Origin of the sequence: Catenulispora pinisilvae (genome assembly GCF_015356865.1) — a bacterium.
Classification (GTDB): Bacteria; Actinomycetota; Actinomycetes; order Streptomycetales; family Catenulisporaceae; genus Catenulispora; species Catenulispora pinisilvae.
This window is the reverse complement of sequence record NZ_JAAFZA010000069.1, coordinates 1-20712: the sequence shown is the minus strand read 5'-3', so window position 1 is coordinate 20712 and position 20712 is coordinate 1. Positions and strand designations below refer to the sequence as shown.

Here is a 20712-nt window from a genome sequence, read left to right as displayed (position 1 = left end):
CTCGGACATAGATCAATGAGGGCTGATACCTGCGAAAAGGGGCGATCACAAAGATTCGGTAACGAACTCACCGGTAGCGCGACCAGCTGTGAGCCGCCGGTCCTACCGTGCGCTCAAAGGGCACTGCCCGCCGTGGTGCTTGAGGGGGGCCTCATGTCGCACGACCAGCCATCGCCACGTACTTCGCCTGATCCCGACGTCATCGTGACGGCGCGCGACTTCGGCAGGGAACTGACACTCGCCAGGGAGTCGACCGGACTGACGGTCCGGGAACTGGCGGACAAGGCCTCGGTACCGACGAGCACAGTGCAGGGCTACTTGAGCGGAGAGCATCTTCCGCAACCCACGTATCCGGAACCGTTCAAGCGGATCCTGGCCGTGTGCGGTGAAGGCTCGGAGGCCACTGTCCGGAAGTGGCTGGACGCCTTGACCCGGGCCAGGCGCGCGCCGGGACGCAGGCCCTCCACAACCAGGAATCCGTATCGGGGCCTGATCAGCTTCGAGCAAGAGGACGCCGCGTGGTTCCACGGCCGCGAGGACATCACCGGCGAGATCGTCAGCCGGATCGAGCAGCGGGCGGAAACCGGCGGCGGCCCGCTCGTCGTCACCGGACCGTCCGGAGCAGGCAAGTCGTCGCTGTTGCGCGCGGGCGTCCTGCCCGCATTGCGCGAGCGGGGCTACGAGGGCATCTTGCTGACTCCCGGCGCTCACCCGCTGGACGAACTCGACGCCGTGGCCGCCGGCTCCGGGACCTCCGGGACCTCCTCGACGGTACGGGTGCTCGTCGTGGACCAGTTCGAGGCGGTCTTCGCCCGCGAGATCTCCGGCGAAGACCGGCACTCGTTCATCAATGCCCTGTGCCGGCCGCGCGCGGCGGGTACGCGCGAGCGCACGGGTGCCGTGGTCGTTCTGGGAATCCGCGTCGACTTCTACCCGCAAGCCCTTCGGCATCCCCTGCTGGCCGCCGCGGTCCACACCGATCAGGCCGTCGTGGAACCCATGACCGCGATCGAACTGCGCCGAGTCATCACCGAGCCGGCGCGCCAGGCGAAGCTCGACGTCGAGCCGGGGCTGGTCGACCTCGTCCTGCGCGATCTGGCTCCCCGGACAAGCGGCTTCACCTCCGGCGGGATCCACGATGCCGGGGCGCTGCCGCTGCTGTCGCACGCACTGGCCGCGGCCTGGGAACGGCATCGGGGCGGCAAGCTGACCATCGCGGACTACCTCGCCGTCGGCGGTATCACCGGCTCGATCGCCCAGACGGCCGACACGGTGTTCGCCGCGCTCACCGAGCGCCAGCAGCAGGCTGCCAGGCGGCTGTTCCTGAGGCTGGTGCGGACCGAGGACGACAGCGCCGACACCCGGCGCCGGGTCCCGCTCAGCCAGGTAGCGGCCGGCGACGACGACGCGGAGGCACAGGACGACCAGGAGGTCCTCGACCGGTTCATCGCGGCGCGCTTGATCACGACCGGCGACGACACCGTGGAGATCACCCACGAGGCCCTGCTGACGGCCTGGCCGCAACTCGTCGACTGGCTCGACGGCGATCGGGACTGGCGCCGCCGGCACCACAGACTCAAGAGGTCCGCGGAACAGTGGTATGAAGCGGATGAGGATCCTGATCTGCTCGTTCGAGGCGGAACCCTCCAGATCGCCCGGGAGTGGGCCGAGGATCGCGACCACCGCGGCGACCTCGGCGTGCTGGATCGGAAATTCGTCGAGGCGAGCATTCGGCACCAAGTGCAGGAGGAGGTTCGAGAGCAGCGCCGAGTTGGGCGCCGCTACCGATTCCTCGCTCTCTTGGCTGTCGTGACGGTCATCGCCGGGAGCCTCGCGGTCTTCGCTCGGCAACAGCAGCTGACAGGTGAGCGCGAGCAAGCACAGGCGTCGTCCCAGCAGGTCGCGAGCCAGGCTGACGCGCTGCGTGACCACAAGGTGTCAGTGTCGATGCAGTTGGCCCTGGCCGCATATCGGATCTCACCGACCCGGGAAGCGCTGTCGAGCCTGTTGAACTCGACCGGTGTCACCCCGGAGACCCGGTTGCGGCCCTCGTCCGGCGCGGACGCCGAGACGATCGCGGTCAGCGGCAACCTGCTCGCGATGGGCACCGATACAGGGCAGGTCCAACTGTGGTCCCTGACCGACAAGGGAGGCATCACACCGCTCGGCGCACCGTTCACCGGATCCACGGACGCCATCCTGGCACTCGCCTTCGACGGCGGCGCAGGCCTTCTGGCCGCGGCCGGCAAGGATGGGAACGTCCATCTGTGGAACACCCGGAACCCGGCTCAACCGCTGGCCCTGGGGACGATCGCTGGAACTGGAGCTTCCATCGACGCCGTCGCCTTGAGCCCTGACGGCCAGCGGCTGGCAGCCGGAAACGGCGATGGCAGAGCCCTGCTTTGGAATATCAGCGACCCGAGCCATCCCCTGCCCGCACCGGAGTTGATCGGTCCCACGCTGAGCGTCACAAGTGTGGCCTTCGCGCCGGACGGGCGGATCCTCGCGGCCGGCAGCGACGACGACACCGTCCATCTGTGGCAGGTGGCTGACACGGCTCACCCGGTCGCCCTCAGCTCGTTGAACACGCCGAACAGCCGCGTCTTCGCCGTCGCGATCAGTCCCAACGGCCGGACGCTCGCGGCCGGAACCGCCGCGGACCACGACGTGCATCTGTGGGACATCACCGATCCCTCACATCCGGTCCCGGCCGTCCAGTCCCTGACCGGTCCCGCGAGCTGGGTCAACAGCGTGGCCTTCAGCCCGGACGGCCGCACCCTGGCCGCCGGAAGCTCGGACGGCTTGTTGTGGATGTTCGATCTCGGCACCGGGCAGCCCATCAGGAAACTGCCGCACTCAGGCCCGATCACCACTGTGGACTACCGTGACGACGGCACCGTGGTCAGCGCGACCGTCGACGACGGCACCGTTCACTGGTGGCGCCTCCCCGGCCCGATCATCGTCGGGGCGAAGGACTCGATCTTCAACGTGGGGTTCGACGACGCCGGGGACGAAATCGGCCTCAATCCCGGCGCCGGCGACAACACCCTGACGATGTGGAATATCACCGACATCCACCACCCCGCCGAGCTGGGTCCCCCGATCCCCGGCGCCCCCGGCCCGGGCCGGTTCTCCGGCTCCGGCGCGCTGTCCCCGGACGGGCGCCTGTTCGCCGCCGGAGACGTGGACGGCACCGTCCAGCTCTTCGACGTCAGCGATCCGAAGCATCCTGCCACGCTCGGCGCACCATTCCCGGCGGCCAAGGCACTCATCGAGTCGGTACCGATCAGCCCCAAAGGCGACCTGCTCGCCGCAGGCTCCGACGACGGAACAGTGCGCATCATCGACATCTCCGACCCGCGCAACCCACGTACCCTCGCCACCGTCTCCGCACCCACAGGCGGGAACATCTACCAAGCCGTCTTCAGCCCCGACGAGCACCTGATGGCGGCTTACAGCGACAACCACAACGCTTACCTCTACGACATCAGCCAGCCCACCAACCCGGTGGTCGTAGCCACCCTCAGCGGCTTCACCAGCGCTGCTTATTCAGCGGCGTTCAACGCCAACGGACACCTCCTAGCCGTCGGCAGCGCGGTGGGCACCGTACGCGTCTGGGACATCACCGACCCGAAACACCCCGCCGCCGTCGGCCAACAACTCGCCGGCCCGATCGGCTACATCTACGCTCTGAGCTTCGCACCGACCAAAGACATCCTCGCCATGGCCGGCAGCTCGGCAAGCCCCATCTGGCTCTGGGATCTGACGGATCCCCACCACGCGGTCCACCTAGCGACGCTGGACGGACCGGCGAGCGGAGCGTTCGCCGTCACCTTCAGCCCCAACGGCGAAGTCCTCGCCGCCGGCGGCGTCGACCACACCGCGCAGCTCTGGGACACCAGTCCCAGCACCGCGGCGACCTGGATCTGCTCGGTCGTCGGCGAGCCGATCACCAGGGCCGAATGGGACCAGTACGTCCCCGGTCGGCCGTACGCTCCGCCCTGCGGTTGACCTTCGGCAGGCGCGGTTGGTGGCGTGGCACACCAACTGACGCCCTATTGAAGGAGCCGACACAACCGCAAAAGCACTCGCCTCAGCCCGCCGATCTACGCACCTGGTTGATGATCTGGCTGACTGTGCCGTCCGAGACTGCGATCGGGCCGCCGAACACTGAGACGGTCCGCAGTTCCATCCAGTCGTAAAGCGCCGTGTAATCCACCGACGACAGATTGCTGGAGGTGGTGAGCAGCAGCGGCTGACCGAGAGCAGCCATCATGGCGCCCCCGGCGAGTGCGTCGGCGAATTGCTCACCGGTCGCGATGCCGACGTGCGTGGTGTGGACCTGCTGGGGAAATGCGGCTGCGACGGCCGCGGCGGTCGCATAGCGGTCGCTACCCATCAGGCCCTCGTGTGGGAGAGCACTCCCGTCGACTGCGGTGAGTGCTCTATCTGCGTCGCCACCGACGGCCGTCACCGAAGCCGACCCCGCTGGCGCTGACGCCGCTTGCCGACGCAGATAGGAAGCGGTGGCCGCATCGAGCTCTGGCCCGTCGGACAGCAAGATCGGGGCGTTCTGCGTCGCAGCGAGCGGTCCGGCTGCCAGCGCGTCCGGGAAGGTGCGGCCGGTGGCGACGAAGACGTGGCCGGCGTTGGGGAATTCCTGCTCGGCGATGTCCAGGGCGGTTGCGAAGCGGTCGGTACCGCCGAATCGGACCACTGTGTAGCCGAGGGCGCGGATTTTCGCGGCGACAGGCTCGCTGATCGCGTTGGTGCCGCCGAGCACGTACACCGTCTTGTTCTGGTGCGCGGGCAGGACGCGGGTGATCTCGGCAGCGGTTTCGGGCGTCAAGCTGGAAGGCGCGGTGAGCAGCAGTGGCCCGCTGGTCTTCGCGGCCAGTGGTACGCCGGCGACCGCGTCGGCGAAGCCTCCGCCGGTGGCCAGAACGACAGCGCTCGCCGTCTTGCGGCCAGTGCTGTCGGCGGACCCGGTGGAGGCGCTGGCCCATATCTGTTGCGAGACGGCGACAGCGGTGAGGTAGCGGTCAGCCCCGGCGACCCGCTGGACGGTCACGGCGCCGACCGGACGGACGCCTACATCCTGCAACACGCTCTGTGGTTCCTGTGTCGTGCCGGTGACGACGCCGAGCGCGTCGGTCGCAGTAACCGTCACTGAGTAAAGGCCCTCTAACGCATCCGGCAACGTGTAGACCGGGGACGCCTGCGTGACGGCTATGCCGAACGGCCGGCTCGGCGTGTCGGTCCGGATCACATGGAAGGTGTACGACTTGATCGGCTCGGTGCCCGCGACAGTGCTGGATGCGTCCGCGGTCAGCGTGTAGGACTTCATGTCTGCGGCCAGCGGAGCCGAGGTGACCAGGTGCACAACCGGCGGCTCATACCAGAATCCGACCACTTCGGACGAGCTGGCCGCGGTCCCGGTGCCCGCCTCCGTGGCGGTGACCTTGACCTGGAACTGCTGATTCCCAGGCTGAGGCTTGATGGCGAAGGTGTGAGTGATCGTCGGCGAGGGCTGCGTGACGACATCGCCGTTGCCGAAGTCGAACGTGTAGCTGGTGGCCGGGGGCCAGCCGGTGGTTGCCGCCGTAATCGTGGCGGTGAACGTCCCAGTCTGGGTCCAGGTAAGGCTGGCCGCGAAGGGGTCCTGGAACTCGAAGGCACCACGATCGTCGTAGTCGCGCGCACCGCTACCTGTCTGCTTGAGCGTCGGATCGGTGACATCTGGGTGGCCGGCCAAGTCAGTGCTCTGCTCGCCGTTCGCATCCGAGTCCGCCGAGTCGACGGCTGCCGAGCCCTCCAACGGCACGTCGTAGGTCGACAGACCCGCCGGGGCCACGATGTCCCGCGCCCCTTGACCGGTGTTCGTGCGGAGCACCCTCAGATGCTCCGCCGCTGGTCAAGGTATGTGCCCCCGGAGGGGCTACAGCCAGATGGACACGTAGTTGACCAGTGGCGGAGTACACGCCTCCAGATCAGCGGCACTGTCTACCTATAGAAGTCGCGGCCTGGCGCCTTCGGACTACGCAGTGGAATCCGATCCTGGCGATCTCCGGTGCATAACCGATGCCGTGGAGCCACGCTGCAGCGAGGAGGGCGTCACCTGTGATGGTCTCCGCTACCTGCTCCGAGCCCAAATCAATGCTCTGAACTGGCAACCAGCGATCGCCAAGTGGCTCATGGAGTCCAAAGGCGGCTTCGACACACGTTGCCCGCATGGTTCAAGGCCTTGCATGCCCTATCACAGCCTTCTTCGTCACCAACGGCAGGCGCCAGTCCCGGGTCATACCGAGACAAGCGATCCGAGACGCGTCACGAGTCCAGCCGGAAATGGTCATCAACAACAAACATGGTGCTGACGCGTGGGAAGCCAGCCTCGATCTCCTCCGCAGAGGCCTCAGTCAGGTCTGGAGGCGCCTGATCATAGAGATCGCTCCGCCCCGCGAAGAACTCGACCGAGCTGCAAGCCACACTGAAGTCCTGGTTGGGAATCAGCGCCATCCCCACCTGGTGCCAGCCGTCGTTCCGGGAGAACTCAGAGTTCATCACCAGCCAGGGCTGAAAACTTTGTGCGGTTCCTGAGCCGAGCCAGGAAAGCTCGCGGACGTGGTTCAGAACGATCACCGCGATGTCCGCGTCTGGAAAGTCCAATGCGTTGCGCAGGTCGAACACGACGCACAGACGAGAACTCAATGCAGCGAATCCGAGGTCAGTGAGTTGCGCCTCTCTGAGGAAATCACCGCCCGCAATCCAGCCGCTATCCGGAGTTGAGACGGACAGGTTGGCCGGCGTCGTGCCGTGGAGGAGATCCTCTGCGGAGATCGGCATCGGAGCGTCTTCTTCCGTTCTCACGGGCACGCGTCCAGGTGACCTGCCGGGTCGTTCTTGGCAATCGTCTTACCGGTCGCTCGGTCAACCGTCTGGCCCTGGTTGTTCATGTAGTTGACGTATCCGTCGGGGTGTGGGTATTTGCCGGTGGTCACCGGATCCATGAAGCGTACCCCGGTCACCTTGGGATCCAGGCCGTTGCCACCCTTGCCCCCGATATACATGAATCCCTTACCGGACTTGACCGGCAGCGGGCCGTAGGCCCCTTCGGGCACCGGGAACATAACACCGTTGTAGTTGACAAAATTCGGCGTATTCAGCTGGACGACTGTGCCATCTCCCCCGACTGCGAAGCTCGGCGGCGTGGGCGCGGCCTTGGCCAGGCCGAGTGGGTCGATCCACTCAAGGGGATTGCCTACGTACGCGTAGTTGTTGGGCGCGGGAACGAGGCCGAGCGGGTCTGGGGTGGTGTAACGCCCGGTCGTCGGATCGTAGTAACGATGGAAGTTGTAGTCGAGGCCGGTTTCCTCGTCGTGGTATTGCCCAGGGAACCGCAAGGGGCAGGTGACCGTGCCATTGTCTGTGCCTTGCCCCCACAGGTTCGCCGTGCGGTGCCACTCGGTCCGGCCATCGGGGGTGATGAGCTCGACGGGTGTGCCGGTCTGGTCGGCGACGATCGCATGGAACGCGCGGTCGACCACGTCCTGCGGCGCGTTCGCGAAGTACACGCGGCGGTCCTGCGCAAGCGGTGCCCACGATTCCGGCTCGTGGTCCCAAGTGGTCGCCGTGGCGTGCCCGGACACCACATCCACCCGGCGTTCCTCAACCAGCGCCGCTCCATCCCAGGTGAAGCGGATCTCTTCAGCCGTTGAACCGTCCGAGGCGAGCCGCAGCTTGGCGACTCGGCGACCCAGCGGATCGTATCGGTAGGCCCATCGGTTCCCGTCCGGTGTCGTGCTCTCCACCATCTGGCCGAGAGCGTCGTACGAGTAGGTCCAGGTCTTGGCGCCGCCGCTCAGAAGGCGCCGCGTGACCTTGGCCAAACGGCCCTGGCCGTCATAGTCGTAGTGGGTTCGGCCGGCGCGCCGAAGGATCGTGCCAGTCAGCTCACGGTCCCCGACCGCATCCCCCTCCGGCGTGCGGCCGTCCGCCGCTTGGACGACGTTGCCCATCGGGTCGTAGGCGTATTCCTCGCTCCACGTGGAGCCTTGAACAGCGGTGATCCGCCCGGCCGAGTCGAGGGCAAGGCGTTTCAAGCCCGAGACCGTGTCAAACATCGAATCCACGACGCCATCGACACGACGCGTCCAGACCTGCTCGTGAATCACGCGCATGCCGTCGGCCACGTCTTGGCCGGCGTGCGAGAGGACACGACGGGCTTGGAGTCTGCCGACAGGGTCCCACTCATGGTTGAGCGCGATCTCCGCGCCGATCCAGCGCCGGGTCTCCCTCCCCGCACGGTCGTGGTCGAATCGGATCTCGTGGTCGCCAACCGCGAGAACGACGGGCCTACCCATGGCGTCGTACCGCCACTGCGAGGCTCTGCCAGAGGGTGTGGTCCGCGAGGTCTTGCGGCCCAGAGCGTCGTAAGCGAAGGTGACGTCCTGCCCGTCCACCGATTCGGTGAGCGGGCGACCGAGCAGGTCTCTGGCAAAAGCCAACTCGCAGTCTGCGCTGCGAGCGCGGACCAGCCCACCCTCAGCGTCGTACTCGAACACGGTCAAGTCGCCTTCCGACGTCCGCTGCTCGACGACGCGGCCCAGGACATCACGAGAGAACTCGACCGCTTGCCCGACGCTGTTGGCACGCCGCACCAGGTTGCCCGCCGGGTCGAGCGAATAGGACAGTGCGCGGTCGCTGAAGTCGCTTTCCGAGACCAGACGTCCCGCCGGATCGTAGGCGTAGTTCCAGGTCGACTGCTGCGGGCTGACGACCGCCGTAAGGCGCAGCTCGGTGTCGTGAACGAACTCGTAGCGTGCCCCGTCGGGCTCGATGCGCGCGGATTGCCGTCCGAACGGCCCGATCTCGTACTGGGTTGTGCTACCCGTCGCCGTCGTATGGGCGACCAGTGCCCCGTTGGCATCCCACATCCACGCCTCAGTCCCGCCGTCGGGCCGGGTCACCGCGGTAAGTCTGCCCTCGTCGTCCCAAACGAAGTCTGTGAGAGGGCGGAAAGTGACAATTCGCGGCGCGAAACGGCCTATGAGCGGCGCCTGGCGTCGCCGGACAGCCCTTACAGCCAACCAGGATGCGCAGGCTGTCCGTCTAGCCATGCTTGCTCCTAGACCGTTTCGCTCGTTCTCGAGGTCGACCGGCGGTTCCGCATGCCGCAAATCGTCACTTTCCGCCCTCTGACATTGCCCAGCGCATCGGTCTGCGCCAGGACCAGACCCCGGTGGTCACGGGCCGTCGACGATACAGAGCCGTTGGCGTCCGTCACCGAAACGGGAAGGCCGGCAGCGTTGTTCCGGATGAGGGTACGACCGCCAAGCGGGTCGATGATCTCCACCAGAGCGCCGCGATCATCGTGAGCGCTCCGCGTCGAGGCACCGAGCGGATCGACGGTCTCGACGAGGCTGCCCCGCGCATCGTATCGGTACCGCCACTGTGCGCCGCTTGGGGTGATCACCAGAGCCGGAAAACCGTTGGCGTCGTACTCGATGGTCGTAGTGCCGCCTGCCGCGTCCGAGATGGCGGTTGCCGCGCCGTTCTCGGACAAGGTGTACCGCGTTGTGGAGCCGGTCTGATCGGTCATGGACAGAACGCGGCCGTAACGGTCGTATTCAGTGAAGGCGGTGTTCCCGAGCGGGTCGGTGATTGAGGAGACGTGGCCGTTTTCGTCGTAGGTGTACGTAGTCCTTTGGCCGAGGGAGTTGGTAAGGACGGTGCAACGTTCGTCGTCACGGTATTCAAGGGCCCCGGACAGGTATCCGCCGCTTCCGATACTGCGCATGACTCGGCCGTCGGAACCGTACTCGTAGACGTATCGGTATCCGATGCGGTCGACCCAGGCCGTGACCCGGTTGGCGTCGTCCCACTCGTAGATGTAGGGAACTCCTGAGGAATCGATGACGCCCGTCAGACGGCCGCGGTCGTCGTAGCGGTACCGCTTGACGGTGGTCCAGTTCTGAGTTTCCCCGGCAAGAAGCCTGATTCCGGCCACACGAGGGCCGGCCTCGGTGACCACAGTATCGACGGCCAGGTGATAGCCGGGGTGTTCGAGGCCAGACGGGGTTCCATACTCGTCGCGCAGGACGCTGGTCCGGTTGCTATTGCGGTCGGCTATCGCGGCGAGGTCCCGGATCTGTCCGAACTCGTCGCTGTAATGAACGACGGGGAAGTGCCGGGTAAGGCCAGTCTCCGGATCGAAGATGCGGATCTCGTCCGTATGGTGGTCCCAGGTAAGGGGCCAGCGAGCACCTCTGATGGGCAAGACCGGTTCGTCGCCCGAAGGCATCTCGTAGTGCAGGACCTGACCGTCGTCGCCAGCGAAGTGGATTCCCGCCTCATTGATCGACAGTCGCTGGTCGAGCGTCGATGACCAGCCAGGGCCGAACAAACGGCCCGTGTCGTAACCGGACGAATACGTTCGACGCAATATCACCGGCAGCACGCCCGGTAGTTCGAGATCAGTCTCATTCGAGACCATCTCGCCGGAAACCAGGTCGACGGGGTCAACACCGTTGGCACACTTGCTGACTCCGTTGGCACTGCGCGCCTCGGCGCCGATGGAGTCCTCAACGCCTTCGTCGACTCCCTTGCCGAACTTCCCGGCCAGCGATCCGAGCGCTTTGCCTCCTATCGCCGAGAAGGCCTTGCCACCCACGAACGTGAGGCCGAGCATGCCGGCGCCCATTAGCGCGTCGCTCCAATGTCCCTGCATCGCGTCGCCTGCGATTTCCAGGCCGGTGCCGGCCAAGGCAATCAGGTTGTCGGCCTCCGCCAGGCCCGCGGTGATCACATCCACGCCGGGGATCCAGGAGGTGGCCAACGCGATGACGTCCAAGATCGGGGCGAGGTCGTTGGCGATCTCGGCGATCTTGCCGCCCCACTCGGCCAGGTCCGCCCCGAGGTGCTCCCACCAGTGCTTGTTGTGGATGCCGTCGGATTGGGCGTGGTGCAAAGCGGTGGCGCACGTCTTCGCAGCGGCGATGCGGTCGTTGCAGGCGTCGTTGGCCTGCTTGGTCAGCGCCGCCATCGCGGCTTTAGCGTTGCTCAGGTTGGTCTGCGCCGTGTCATGTGTAGTCTGAGCATCGGTGACAGCCTGCGGGTTCGGGTTGACGGCGCGGTTCTGCTGAGCCGTCTTCAGATCCGCCACTGCCGTGTTGGCGTTGGTAGTGGCACGCTGCAGATCGGCATTGGCATCTTGGGCCTGACGCAACGCCGAGTCGGCCTTGGACTGTGCCGCTTGGAGCTGAGTCGCGTAGGCCGAAAGCGCGTCGGACGCTTCGCTGTAGGACGTGTACAGCTTCTGCAGACGCCCCGGCAGCGGACCGTACTGGCCCTTGAAAGACTCAGCAGTCTGACCCACCCACTGCATCGCCGCAGTATCCGCACCGAACGAGTTCAGACTCCGGTACGCCGACTCCACATCATGCGCGAAGTCCCCCGAACTCCTTGGCCAGAGCCTGCACCGACTCCACCACACCCGGCGTCGGATCCCCGTCCAAGCCCAAGACATCCCAGCCAGTCAAACGTGCCATCCCCCGAACCCTCCCCGTTGCTGCAAGACACTGATCGCCGCCACAATCGATCCTGGTACGGACCTGTAGCAGACTAGCAACGCGAATCCGTCAAAACGTCAGCAGAGCGTAGGCATCGCGTCGCCCTGCTCGTCAGTCCACACCGCAACTGCGACCAGCCACTGAGCTTACAAAGTCGTTCACGCGCAGCCGGGCCCGGACGTCGACAGCCGTGCGGGCATCGGCGCTCGACAGGGTCTGTTTGACGCCCCTGATGTGGGATCAACCGATTCTTCCCGGCACGCATCTTCGACGAGGAGCGCGAGTCCCTGCTGTATGCGCTGATGGACAACCACGAGGAAGCGCAGGCAGCCGAGCAGGAACAGCGCACCACCGCACTCGAAAAGAGCATCGCAGACGTCGACGCCCGTCGTGCGCGCCAGATCCGAGCTCTGGAACTGGCCGAGGACGGGGACCAGGCGCTCGCCCGCGACATCCAGGCCCGAGTCGCAGAGCTGAGCACAGAACGGTCAGCATTAGGCGCCAAGCTGACGCAACTGAATGAAACAAGGCGCCCATTGACGGATCCGACCCTGATCCGTGGACTGCCGATCGGCACGATTGACCTCGGCACGATGAAAGGCAACCGACGGCGCAAGCTGTTCGAGATGTTCCGCTTGAAGATCAGCTACGACAAATCCAAGAACCGCGCCGACTGCACAGTGACGATCATGCCGGACACGCTTCCGGGCCTACAGAAGCTCCTCACGGCCACAGAATTTGAGGTACCTCTGACTTCAGGGGTTAACAACGCAAGGATGGACACGATCGAGGAAAATGCCTCATCCGTGCCCATCTGGAAGGTGCCCCCGGAGGGGAACGCGGCAGACCCGCCCACACCCGACCTGCGGAAACAGGGCGGACGCATTCGCTTGGTCGGCCACTGCTGTGCCGACTGAACACACGTTGGCGAACATCACACCCCTGCGTCGAACGAACCCGACGATCTCCAGCCCAGGGGCGCGTTTACCGGTTCCCGAAGGATCGTGAATCCTTAGCTGAGGAGGTACGCCAGGGCCACGACGGCCTCGCTCACGCCGATGAGGGCAAACAGGATCCACAAGTCGGGCAGCTGCAATCGCCAGCGGTACTCAGCCGTCGAGGCGCCCACCGGGACGGAATAGACGATCTTGTCGCTCTCCTCCTGGAGACGGTCCCGGATCGGTTTGAACGCCGAGTAGCCGTTGAGCTGAGCCCCCAGGGAGCCCTGGAAAGCCCACGTGGAAATCATCCGCCCGTCAAGCAAGCGCAGCTTGATGCCCGACGACACCACGAACTGCCGCCCCAGACGCCACGGCACCATGAGCCGGACGATGCAGTTTTCGACAACGATCCCCTCAGGCCTGAGCCGGATCGTTGCCCGCCACCCGACGAGCCAGCAAACGTAGAAGAGGAACCCGCCGATCGGCGTTCCCACGAAGGCAGCGGAGGTGTTCCCCTTGGCGACCGCGACAAAGGCGCCGATCAGAAGCGAGCCAGCAGCCACCGCGCCAAGGCCGATGGCCCCAATCGCCTTGGTCTTGTTCCGGATCGTGATCTCGTTGCTCGAGTACGTGGTGAACGAGGCCCGGGTAACCGTAGGTCCGGCCATTTATGTCTGTACCACTTCCACAGTGTCGGCTACTCCCGCTTCCGCTCCACGCGTCACAGCCATGGACGTGCTGCCGACACCACAGGCGATGAAGTCACCATTAGCGGTGCTCGTCCGGCGGAGATGGAACGAGCACTTGACCGATATCCATGCCACGGTCTGATACTAGTTCGGTCAGCCTGCCCTGCAGCAAGGCCGGCATCTGAAAGCGAACACTCCCGCTATCCGCGGCATCAATCAAAGCGACGCTGCCGCACCATGCCTCCGCACTGATCGTGTACGGGACCAGATCAAGAAAGGCGGCGACTTCGCGATCATCGGCCACATCGATATCTAGATTTATAGTTTGCTTTTGGCGACCTCGCAGCACCGACCGCTGACGAACCAGGGCCGCCATGAGGCGATCAAGGGATCCGCCCGACTGGCGCGGCCAAGGGTGGTCACTGATCAAATCGATACTGGCCTGGTCAACCAGGTGCCACACCGTCCCAGCGACCGCCTCCACCACCATTTTCTTCTCGTCGTAGCCCAGGGCTGGGACCAGGACGAGCTCAAGGTATCCGTCAGCCGTTTCCATAACAACCCACTTACTCGAACGACGCGTCCGTCCGGCATTCATGATCATGGATGCCGGACGGACAGAGTCTAGCGCGCGGCCACTCACCGGCCTCCACATCAGTCGATGGTGTTTGCCGGATCCTGGGGGATCATGTTCCCCGGAATGAAGTCCGGGATGATATCCGCGCCATTCATCAATGCCTTGCCAACATTGCTGAGGCCGCGACCGACGGCATCCTTGGCCCCGTCGTACCAGGGCAAGTGATCGTCACTGCCAGCGGGATTGTAATGCCAGCCATGCGCCTTATCCCATTCAATGCGGTTCTGGTGTTCGACCCCGAGCTCATCCATCCAGTGAAATCCAGGAATTCCCTTCCGCATGACCCAGTTGGGGTTTTTCGCATCGAACCACAGCCAAGAAGTACCAGGGCCGGGTTGCGGCCACTGAGAAAACGGAAGCTGCCACAACCACAACGGAAGTAGTCCGCTGTCAGAGGGCGGCCCAACCGGGTGAGTCAGTACCGGACTATTACCGAGTGTCGGACCGACGGGAGCCGCCTGAGCAGGTTTGGGATGCGACGGCGGCCCTGCGCAGCCGGCCGTTCCATACGTGCACGCCGCGGGTTGCAGCGGGCCCACGAACCCACGCTGACCCGCCGTCACGTGATGCATCGGAGGAGACGGCGGCGTGAACGTCGACTTACTCCCATCGGAATACGTCTCCGTGCCGGTAGTGCCGTTGTTCCCGGTAGTGATAGTGACATCACCAGGGCGACATGTATCCTCGCACTCTGTGATGAGCCCCGTGGGGTCGCTGCCGTTCACAGGATCCGCACCGGCATACGTGTACCCGCCGTACTGATTGGGGTCATCCTGTTCGTTGATCGGGTCACGGGAGACGAACCGCCCGGCACTCGGGTCGTAGGCACGTGCGCCCACCATGTCGAGTCCCGTAGCCGAGTCCGTCGGCTTGTCCAGGAACGCATGCTCGTCCGACCACGCGGTCGGCGCAGCCCCGCGTGCACGACCATACGGGTCGAAATACCGACGTGTCACCTGCAGGGTGGTGGTGTTGATGACTGTGGTGCCGGTGTTCTGCAGGTTGGAGAATTCATAGCTGTTGGTGCCGTTGGACTGCTCGACGACCTTGGCTCCGCCCGGCATCGTGACGTATCGCACTCCGGAAAGTGCGTTCAGTGCGGAGAGGTGGATCTCCTGCCCGTCGAGGTACAGGACGGTCTCGGTGGGGTCCTTCTGTAGCAGCAGTCCGCCGGACGCGTCGTACAGGTAGCTGGAGGTCTTGCCGGTAGCGCTGTCCGTGACCGTCGCGAGCCGACCTTCCGCGTCCCAGGTGAGGGTCTGGTTAGCGCCGGCAGCGAGCTTGCGGGTCACCGTGTTGCCTGCGGCGTCGTAGGTGTAGGTGTCCGTGCCGGTCGTACCGCCGCTGATCGTCGTGGATGTCGACGTGTGCGGGCCAGGGGTGCCGGGAGCCGGGTAGTTGTAGGTGTGCGTGACGTCGTTGGCAGTGTTGCCCGTGGCGTCGTGGTCGGTCTCGCCGGTGCGGTTGCCGGCGATGTCGTAGGTGTACGACTGCCAGTACGGTGCGGGGCCGCCGACCGTCGTGCCCGACGGGGTGCTGTTGACGCAGCCGCCGATGCCAGGGACCGAAGGGGACGCCGCGGTGCTCACCGTGCCCTTGTCAGTCCAGGCGGTGGCGAGGCGCCCGGCGTAGTCGTACGCATAGCACTGCATGTCGGTCGCGCCGCTGTCCTGCTGGTCCTTGGCGGACGTGATCTGGCCACCGGTGTTGTAGGTGTAGGAGGTGATGTCGACCGATCGGCTGCCGTTCTCCTTGTCGACTGTGACCGACAACGGCCGAGCAGTCGCGGCGTCGTAGTTGTACGTCTGCACGGCCTGGTTGGGCATGTCGCCGAAGGTCGCGCGCAGCGGTTTGCCGAAACCGTCGTAAGTCATGCCGCTGAGATAGTCGACCGTGCCTCCCATCGCCATGGCCAGGCCGAAGGAGTTATACGAGTAGCCGACGGACTCCGCTGGCAGACCGCCGGCTGCGGGCATGTCGGTGTGGTCGAGCAGTTCCGTTGCCGGGGTATAGGCGATGTTGGTGCTGTAGCTTCCCGCGAGCGAACCCTCGGTCGACGGGATGGTGATGGTCGAACCGGTCGGCTTGTAGTCGGCCGTGTATCCGTTCACGGCGCTGGTGTAGGCCGGACCGGAAGCACCGCCCGTGTACCGCGTCGACGAGGTGAGCTGTCCCTTCGCCAATGTGTCCCACGTCCACCCGGCCAGCTGCTTGGTCGGGTCCGTGGTCGACGCCCCCGAGAACTCCCCGGTCTTACGGCCCAGCAGGTCGTAGCTGTAGGAGAGAATCTGGCCCCGACCGTCGGTCGTGGTGGCGGTGCGCGAGTCGGTGTCGTAGGTGGTGCTGGATGTGCCGGCGTCCGGGTCGACGGTCTGAACCTTGCGTCCGCGCAGGTCGTACGTGGAGGTCCAGGTGTTCTTGCCGGTGGCGTCGGTCATCGAGGTCTGCTGCCCGGCGGCGTTGTAGCCGTACGTCGTCACGTCGGCGTCGCTGGCACTCCGCGTGGCCGTGGCGGTGTGGTAGCGCCACAGTGCGGTGGTGTGTCCCCGAGCGTCGGTGATCGTCGTGGTCGGCGCCTGGCCGGTCGGCGGGGTAACGTCGGTTTCGTTGGCGCCGGGGTAGGCCGTCGTGGTCTGCCACTGCGGCTGGGCGTAAGAGTAGAAGCCACTCCCGACGGTCCGCCCCATACCGTCGTAGGTGGTCAGGGTCTGCCCGGGGACCGCATTGTCGTTGACGACGAGGATCGTCGAGGAAGACGCCGTGGAGTTGTAGTAGGCGTTGGAGACCTTCTGCTTCCAACCGTGAGTGTCGTAGAAGGTGTCGACGACGTCACGACCGCCGGAGTTGTCCGGTGCGTCGGTCTGCGTCTGCCGGACATCGCCGAAGCCGTTGAGAATCTGGTAGGCGGAACCGTAGGTGAGGTCCTCGTGCAAGGTCTGGGTCTGGGTCCAGGACGGACCAGTAGTCCCGTTGACCGAGTAGGTGAACTTCTCACTCGGCGTGGTCGGGTTCGCAGCCTTGGGCCACGTCGGACTCCAAGCAGCGGTGACCCGGCCGATCGCGTCGTAGGTAACGTCTGTGACGTTCCCGTTCGCATCGACCGTGTGGGTCGGCTGCCCGCGCCCCGGGTCCAAAGTGCTGGTCGACTGCCAGCCCAGCGGGGCGGTCGTGACGACCTGTGTCGGGAGTGCGCCCGCAGCCGGGCTGTAGGCAGTAGTCGTGGTCGCACCGCCGGGGTGACTGGCGTCCGTGGCGTTGGGATCGGTCGAACTCGTCGTACGACCATAGGCGTCGAAGACCGAGGAGTTCGTAGTGACATAGGCCGGGTTGCCGGAGTCGTAATGGTCCAGCACCTCGGCAGTGGTGGCGTCACCGGCGCCGCCGATGGCGCCCAGACCGGTGTCGGTCGCGCCATCGTAGAGGGTCCGGGTGTCCGACACGGTGTTGGCGGCGGTAGGCGTGGCACCGCAGGGAGCTGAGATGCTGAGCGTCCGGCTGGCGTAGGTGAGCATCTGCGGATTCGCCGCGGAGGACGCGTAGCTGACCGACGTGCAGATCTCGGGAACGCCGGGAGTCCCGTCGCCCTTGTCGTCTGTGACAGTCAGCCGGTTGGCATGCGCCGCGTCATAGGTGTAGTCGACTTCGCTGCTGTCCCAGCTTCCGCTGGCCAGCAGGTTCCGCGTGACCGTCTTGCTTGTGTCGGCCATCTTCGCGTATTGGACCGGCAGCGGACTTGTGCGCGCGTGAGTCGCAGTCGTCGCATTGATGCCCGGCGTGTTGATGACGTCCTTGACGACGCTCCCGCCGGCAGCGGTGTAGGTCTGAGTCTCCAGCACGTACCCGGCCAGGGCTGCGTCATCGGAGTGCACGCCGCCTTGGGAGTCGGTGACGTTGACGGTCTGCGCCGCTCCGGCTGCGTTGATGTCGGCGTTCATGCCGCGCAGGTACGTGGTCGTGGTCGCGGTGATCGGATCCGGTGCAGTACCGGCGTTGGTCGTGACCTGGCCAAAGCCCCGCCACTGGTCCCAGACCCGCTGCGTCGGATCGGCTGTCTCGCTGTCGTTGGAGTGCCAGGCCGGAGTGCCGCCGTAGGTGTAGTTGGTGGTGCGTCCGGGGGTCGAGGTCGCCTTGTCCGACACCGTCACCGAAGTGACCACGTACTTGTTGAACCAGTCCAGAATCGGCGTGCTCTGGTTCGGCGGCGTCCAGTACGCCGGGAAGCAGAGCTGATGGTTCGCATCCTGCGCGGGCACCCCACTCGGCTGGCTACAGGCAGCGACACCGGGAACGGTGTTGGAGTAGGAAACGGTGACGGCGGATCCGAGTTCGTCATCGATCTCGGTCAGCCGGTAGTGGATGTTGGCCGGTAGCCCTTGTCCGCCGACAGTCTGGCCGGGGACGCGGTTCGCGTACTGGCTGCCGTAGAACGTGACGTTCGGCAGCGTGATCGAGGGCTGGCCGTTCGTGGCGGTGCGGGAGATCGAGGACAGCCACAGCGCGGGGCGCTGCCCATCGCCCGGGTCCGGGAAGCTGTGGTTGATCGCGTAGGAGTCAATGGTCTGATACGCGCTGCCGACCATCGTCTGGGTGCTGATGCTCGACAGCATCTTCGTCGACCAGAACGTGGGCGAGCCGACGTAGCAGCTGCCCGTGGCATTGCAGTTCTGATCGGCCGGGGCGTCGGGCCAGTACGAAGGACTGATTTGGGCTGAGACGTCGTCTACCCACACCGGCCCGGTGTTTGCGCTCGGCGCCGACAGGATGAGACTGACGCTCGTGTTGGACGCCCCGGTGGTGAAAGTCACCGACCCCGGGCTGTAGAAGGTACCCGAACCGACGCAGGACGAGGCTGTAGTGCCAGCGCTGTCGAAAGCGCTCGCAGCCAGGGTCACGCAGCTCCCGCCACCTCCGTACACGGTCGCGGTGTACGTGGTGGACGGGCTCAGGCCGGTCACCGTCTGCGTCGCGGAACCTCCCGCGGGGATATTCAGCGCGTGCGTCCCGGTGTGCGGCGATCCGGTCTGCACGGCCGCGCCTCCGGAGCAGGTCCAGCCGGTGCACGAACCCGACTCGAAGCCCGGATTGGCGATGTTCAACGTGCCGGTGGTGCCGAGCAGGTTGGACGTTTGGCAGATCGTCGACGAACCAGTGCAACGCTCGGTGGTGCCGAACAGAATCTGCGAAGCGGGCTTGGTGCCGGCGGTCTCGTCGGACAGCCGGTAGCCATAGGAAGTCGATGACAGGTTGCCGCCTCGGGTATACGCAGTCAGCGTGCCCTTGCCGCTGTTCTGGCCTTCACCCCGGCTGTAGTAGTTCGTCTCTGGCGCCCAGTCGTAGCGGGTGAGGTTCCCGTGCGGGTCCACAACGAAGTCGAGGTTCCAACGCCAGGCCATCTGGCACCAGGACGCCGGGCCGGTCGAGCTGGAGTAGCAGGGGTCGCCGCTGTTGGGCGAGTAGACGGGAACGGTGAACGCAGAGTTCGTAGCCGGGTCGGCGGTAGTGCCGGGGGCGTGGTTGGCGCCGAAGTAGTAGGAAGTCCCGTCCGCAGTGGTGACCTTCCAGTACTCCCCGCCGTTTGCGCCGTTGCTGGCTCCGGTCACCAGCGACACGGTGGCCCCGTTGTCGGCAGCCAGCTTGTAGGTGCCGGTGCTGTCATCGCGAACGATCGCGCCGCTGTAGCCGGGCAACGAGATCGTCACCGCGTTGTTCCCGGCCCAGCAGAGGTCACCCGAGTTGGCGATACCGTCCTTGGCGCACGGCTTGTAGCTGCGCTCGACAAAGCCAGGCTGGTAGGACCACCCGTCACCGATCCACGACGTCTGGCTGTTGGTCGCGGATGTCTTGCCGTCCACATCACCGGAGTTGTACGACAGCGCGACCTTCGGCGCCGTGCCGCCCAGCGTTCCCGGGACCTGGATCGGATAGGAGTAGGTGAACGAGCCCGACTCGCCGCCCCCGCTCCAGGTGTCCGAGCTGGACAGGGAGGTCGCGGTGGGTGACCCGCCCGACCCGGCCGGAGGGGTGGACGACGAGCCGGTGGTCGCCGTCGTCGCCATCAGCGACATGGTCCGCGGAGCCGGCGTCGGCGCGGTCGAGCCGGCGTTCGTCGCGGGATGCCACTGAGGCATCGCCGGATGTGACGTCGGCTTGGCCGCGGTCGCGTTCGTGCCTGCAACCGACTTGGCCGTCGCGACGGCCGTGTTGGGCGGTGTCCACAGCTGGTGCTTCTTGTAGGTCGCAGCCGCAGCAGCGGGGGCATTAGTCATTCCCACGACCAGAGCTGCCACGAAAACCCAAACCATCGACGTAACGAGACGCCACCAGCCACCGCGCCGACGCGCGATTCCCCGGCCCCAGCCACCCATGTGCGGCCCACCCCAACTGTTCTGTTTACGGGCTCGACGGTGATCGACACGTCGAGCTGTGGAACCGTAAACAGTCCAGACCCTTGATGTCCAGTCATGTATGGCTAGCCACCAGTTGAGAGAGCTGAATCGTTACCTAAAGATCAACTTCGACACCGGGCGTGAGATCTTGGTAACTCGAAGCTCCGAGGTACCGGTCACCGCTAACGATTCGGTCTCCGCGCCCGCTTGAAGGGCGGAGCGGGCGAAAGTGCTTGATACGGTCACGCTCGCTATATCAATCTCTTGGCAACAGCTGGAGCAAACGTGAACCGGATACCGTCGGGGGTGTCGCCCGTATCAGGGCGCAGGATCCGTACAGGAATCGCAGCAATTCTTGGCTTCGGGCTAGCCCCGTATTCCGCGCCCTGAGGATCGTCAGCGGAGTCGGCGTGGGTCGATGCCAAGCAGGTCGAGTAGTCGTAGTTGCAGGGGTGTCGGGGCCGGGATGATCGGGGGATCCTGGCCCGCGCC

At 65.5% G+C, this 20712-nt stretch carries 9 protein-coding genes; 2 read left to right on the top strand and 7 right to left on the bottom strand.

Annotated elements, in window-relative coordinates:
- The first annotated feature begins 153 nt into the window (after positions 1-153).
- On the top strand, positions 154-4011 hold the full coding sequence (locus tag IZR01_RS20285) for an nSTAND1 domain-containing NTPase (RefSeq protein WP_194924735.1): 3858 nt from the start codon (positions 154-156) through the stop codon (positions 4009-4011).
- 82 nt (positions 4012-4093) lie between these two features.
- Here the strand turns inward: IZR01_RS20285 and IZR01_RS20280 are convergent, their stop codons facing one another.
- From IZR01_RS20280 to IZR01_RS20265, 4 genes are all read right to left on the bottom strand, one after another.
- Entirely contained in the window at positions 4094-5893 is a 1800-nt protein-coding gene (locus IZR01_RS20280; protein ID WP_194924734.1) for a cell wall-binding repeat-containing protein, read from the bottom strand.
- 434 nt (positions 5894-6327) lie between these two features.
- Positions 6328-6843 (bottom strand): hypothetical protein, encoded by a 516-nt coding sequence (locus IZR01_RS20275; protein WP_194924733.1) that lies wholly within the window; start codon positions 6841-6843, stop codon positions 6328-6330.
- Positions 6844-6863: 20 nt separating this feature from the next.
- Positions 6864-8966, bottom strand: a complete 2103-nt coding sequence (locus IZR01_RS20270; RefSeq protein WP_194924732.1) for an RHS repeat-associated core domain-containing protein — start codon at positions 8964-8966, stop codon at positions 6864-6866.
- 158 nt (positions 8967-9124) lie between these two features.
- Positions 9125-11383 carry a DUF6531 domain-containing protein gene (locus tag IZR01_RS20265; protein WP_228559869.1) on the bottom strand — a complete coding sequence of 753 codons (2259 nt, stop codon included), beginning with the start codon at positions 11381-11383 and terminating at the stop codon, positions 9125-9127.
- Positions 11384-11869: 486 nt separating this feature from the next.
- On the opposite strand from IZR01_RS20265, the gene IZR01_RS20260 reads away from it, so the two are divergent.
- Entirely contained in the window at positions 11870-12484 is a 615-nt protein-coding gene (locus IZR01_RS20260; protein ID WP_194924731.1) for a hypothetical protein, read from the top strand.
- A gap of 95 nt (positions 12485-12579) precedes the next feature.
- On the opposite strand, the gene IZR01_RS20255 is transcribed toward IZR01_RS20260, so the two are convergent.
- The 3 genes from IZR01_RS20255 to IZR01_RS20245 form a co-directional block, all read right to left on the bottom strand.
- The gene (locus IZR01_RS20255; RefSeq protein ID WP_194892789.1) at positions 12580-13176 is read right to left on the bottom strand and encodes a hypothetical protein; all 597 of its coding nucleotides are present in this window, start codon (positions 13174-13176) and stop codon (positions 12580-12582) included.
- 100 nt (positions 13177-13276) lie between these two features.
- Positions 13277-13753 (bottom strand): hypothetical protein, encoded by a 477-nt coding sequence (locus tag IZR01_RS20250; protein WP_194892788.1) that lies wholly within the window; start codon positions 13751-13753, stop codon positions 13277-13279.
- A 98-nt stretch (positions 13754-13851) separates the two neighbouring features.
- On the bottom strand, positions 13852-20100 hold the full coding sequence (locus tag IZR01_RS20245; protein WP_194924730.1) for an RHS repeat-associated core domain-containing protein: 6249 nt from the start codon (positions 20098-20100) through the stop codon (positions 13852-13854).
- Positions 20101-20712: the final 612 nt, after the last annotated feature.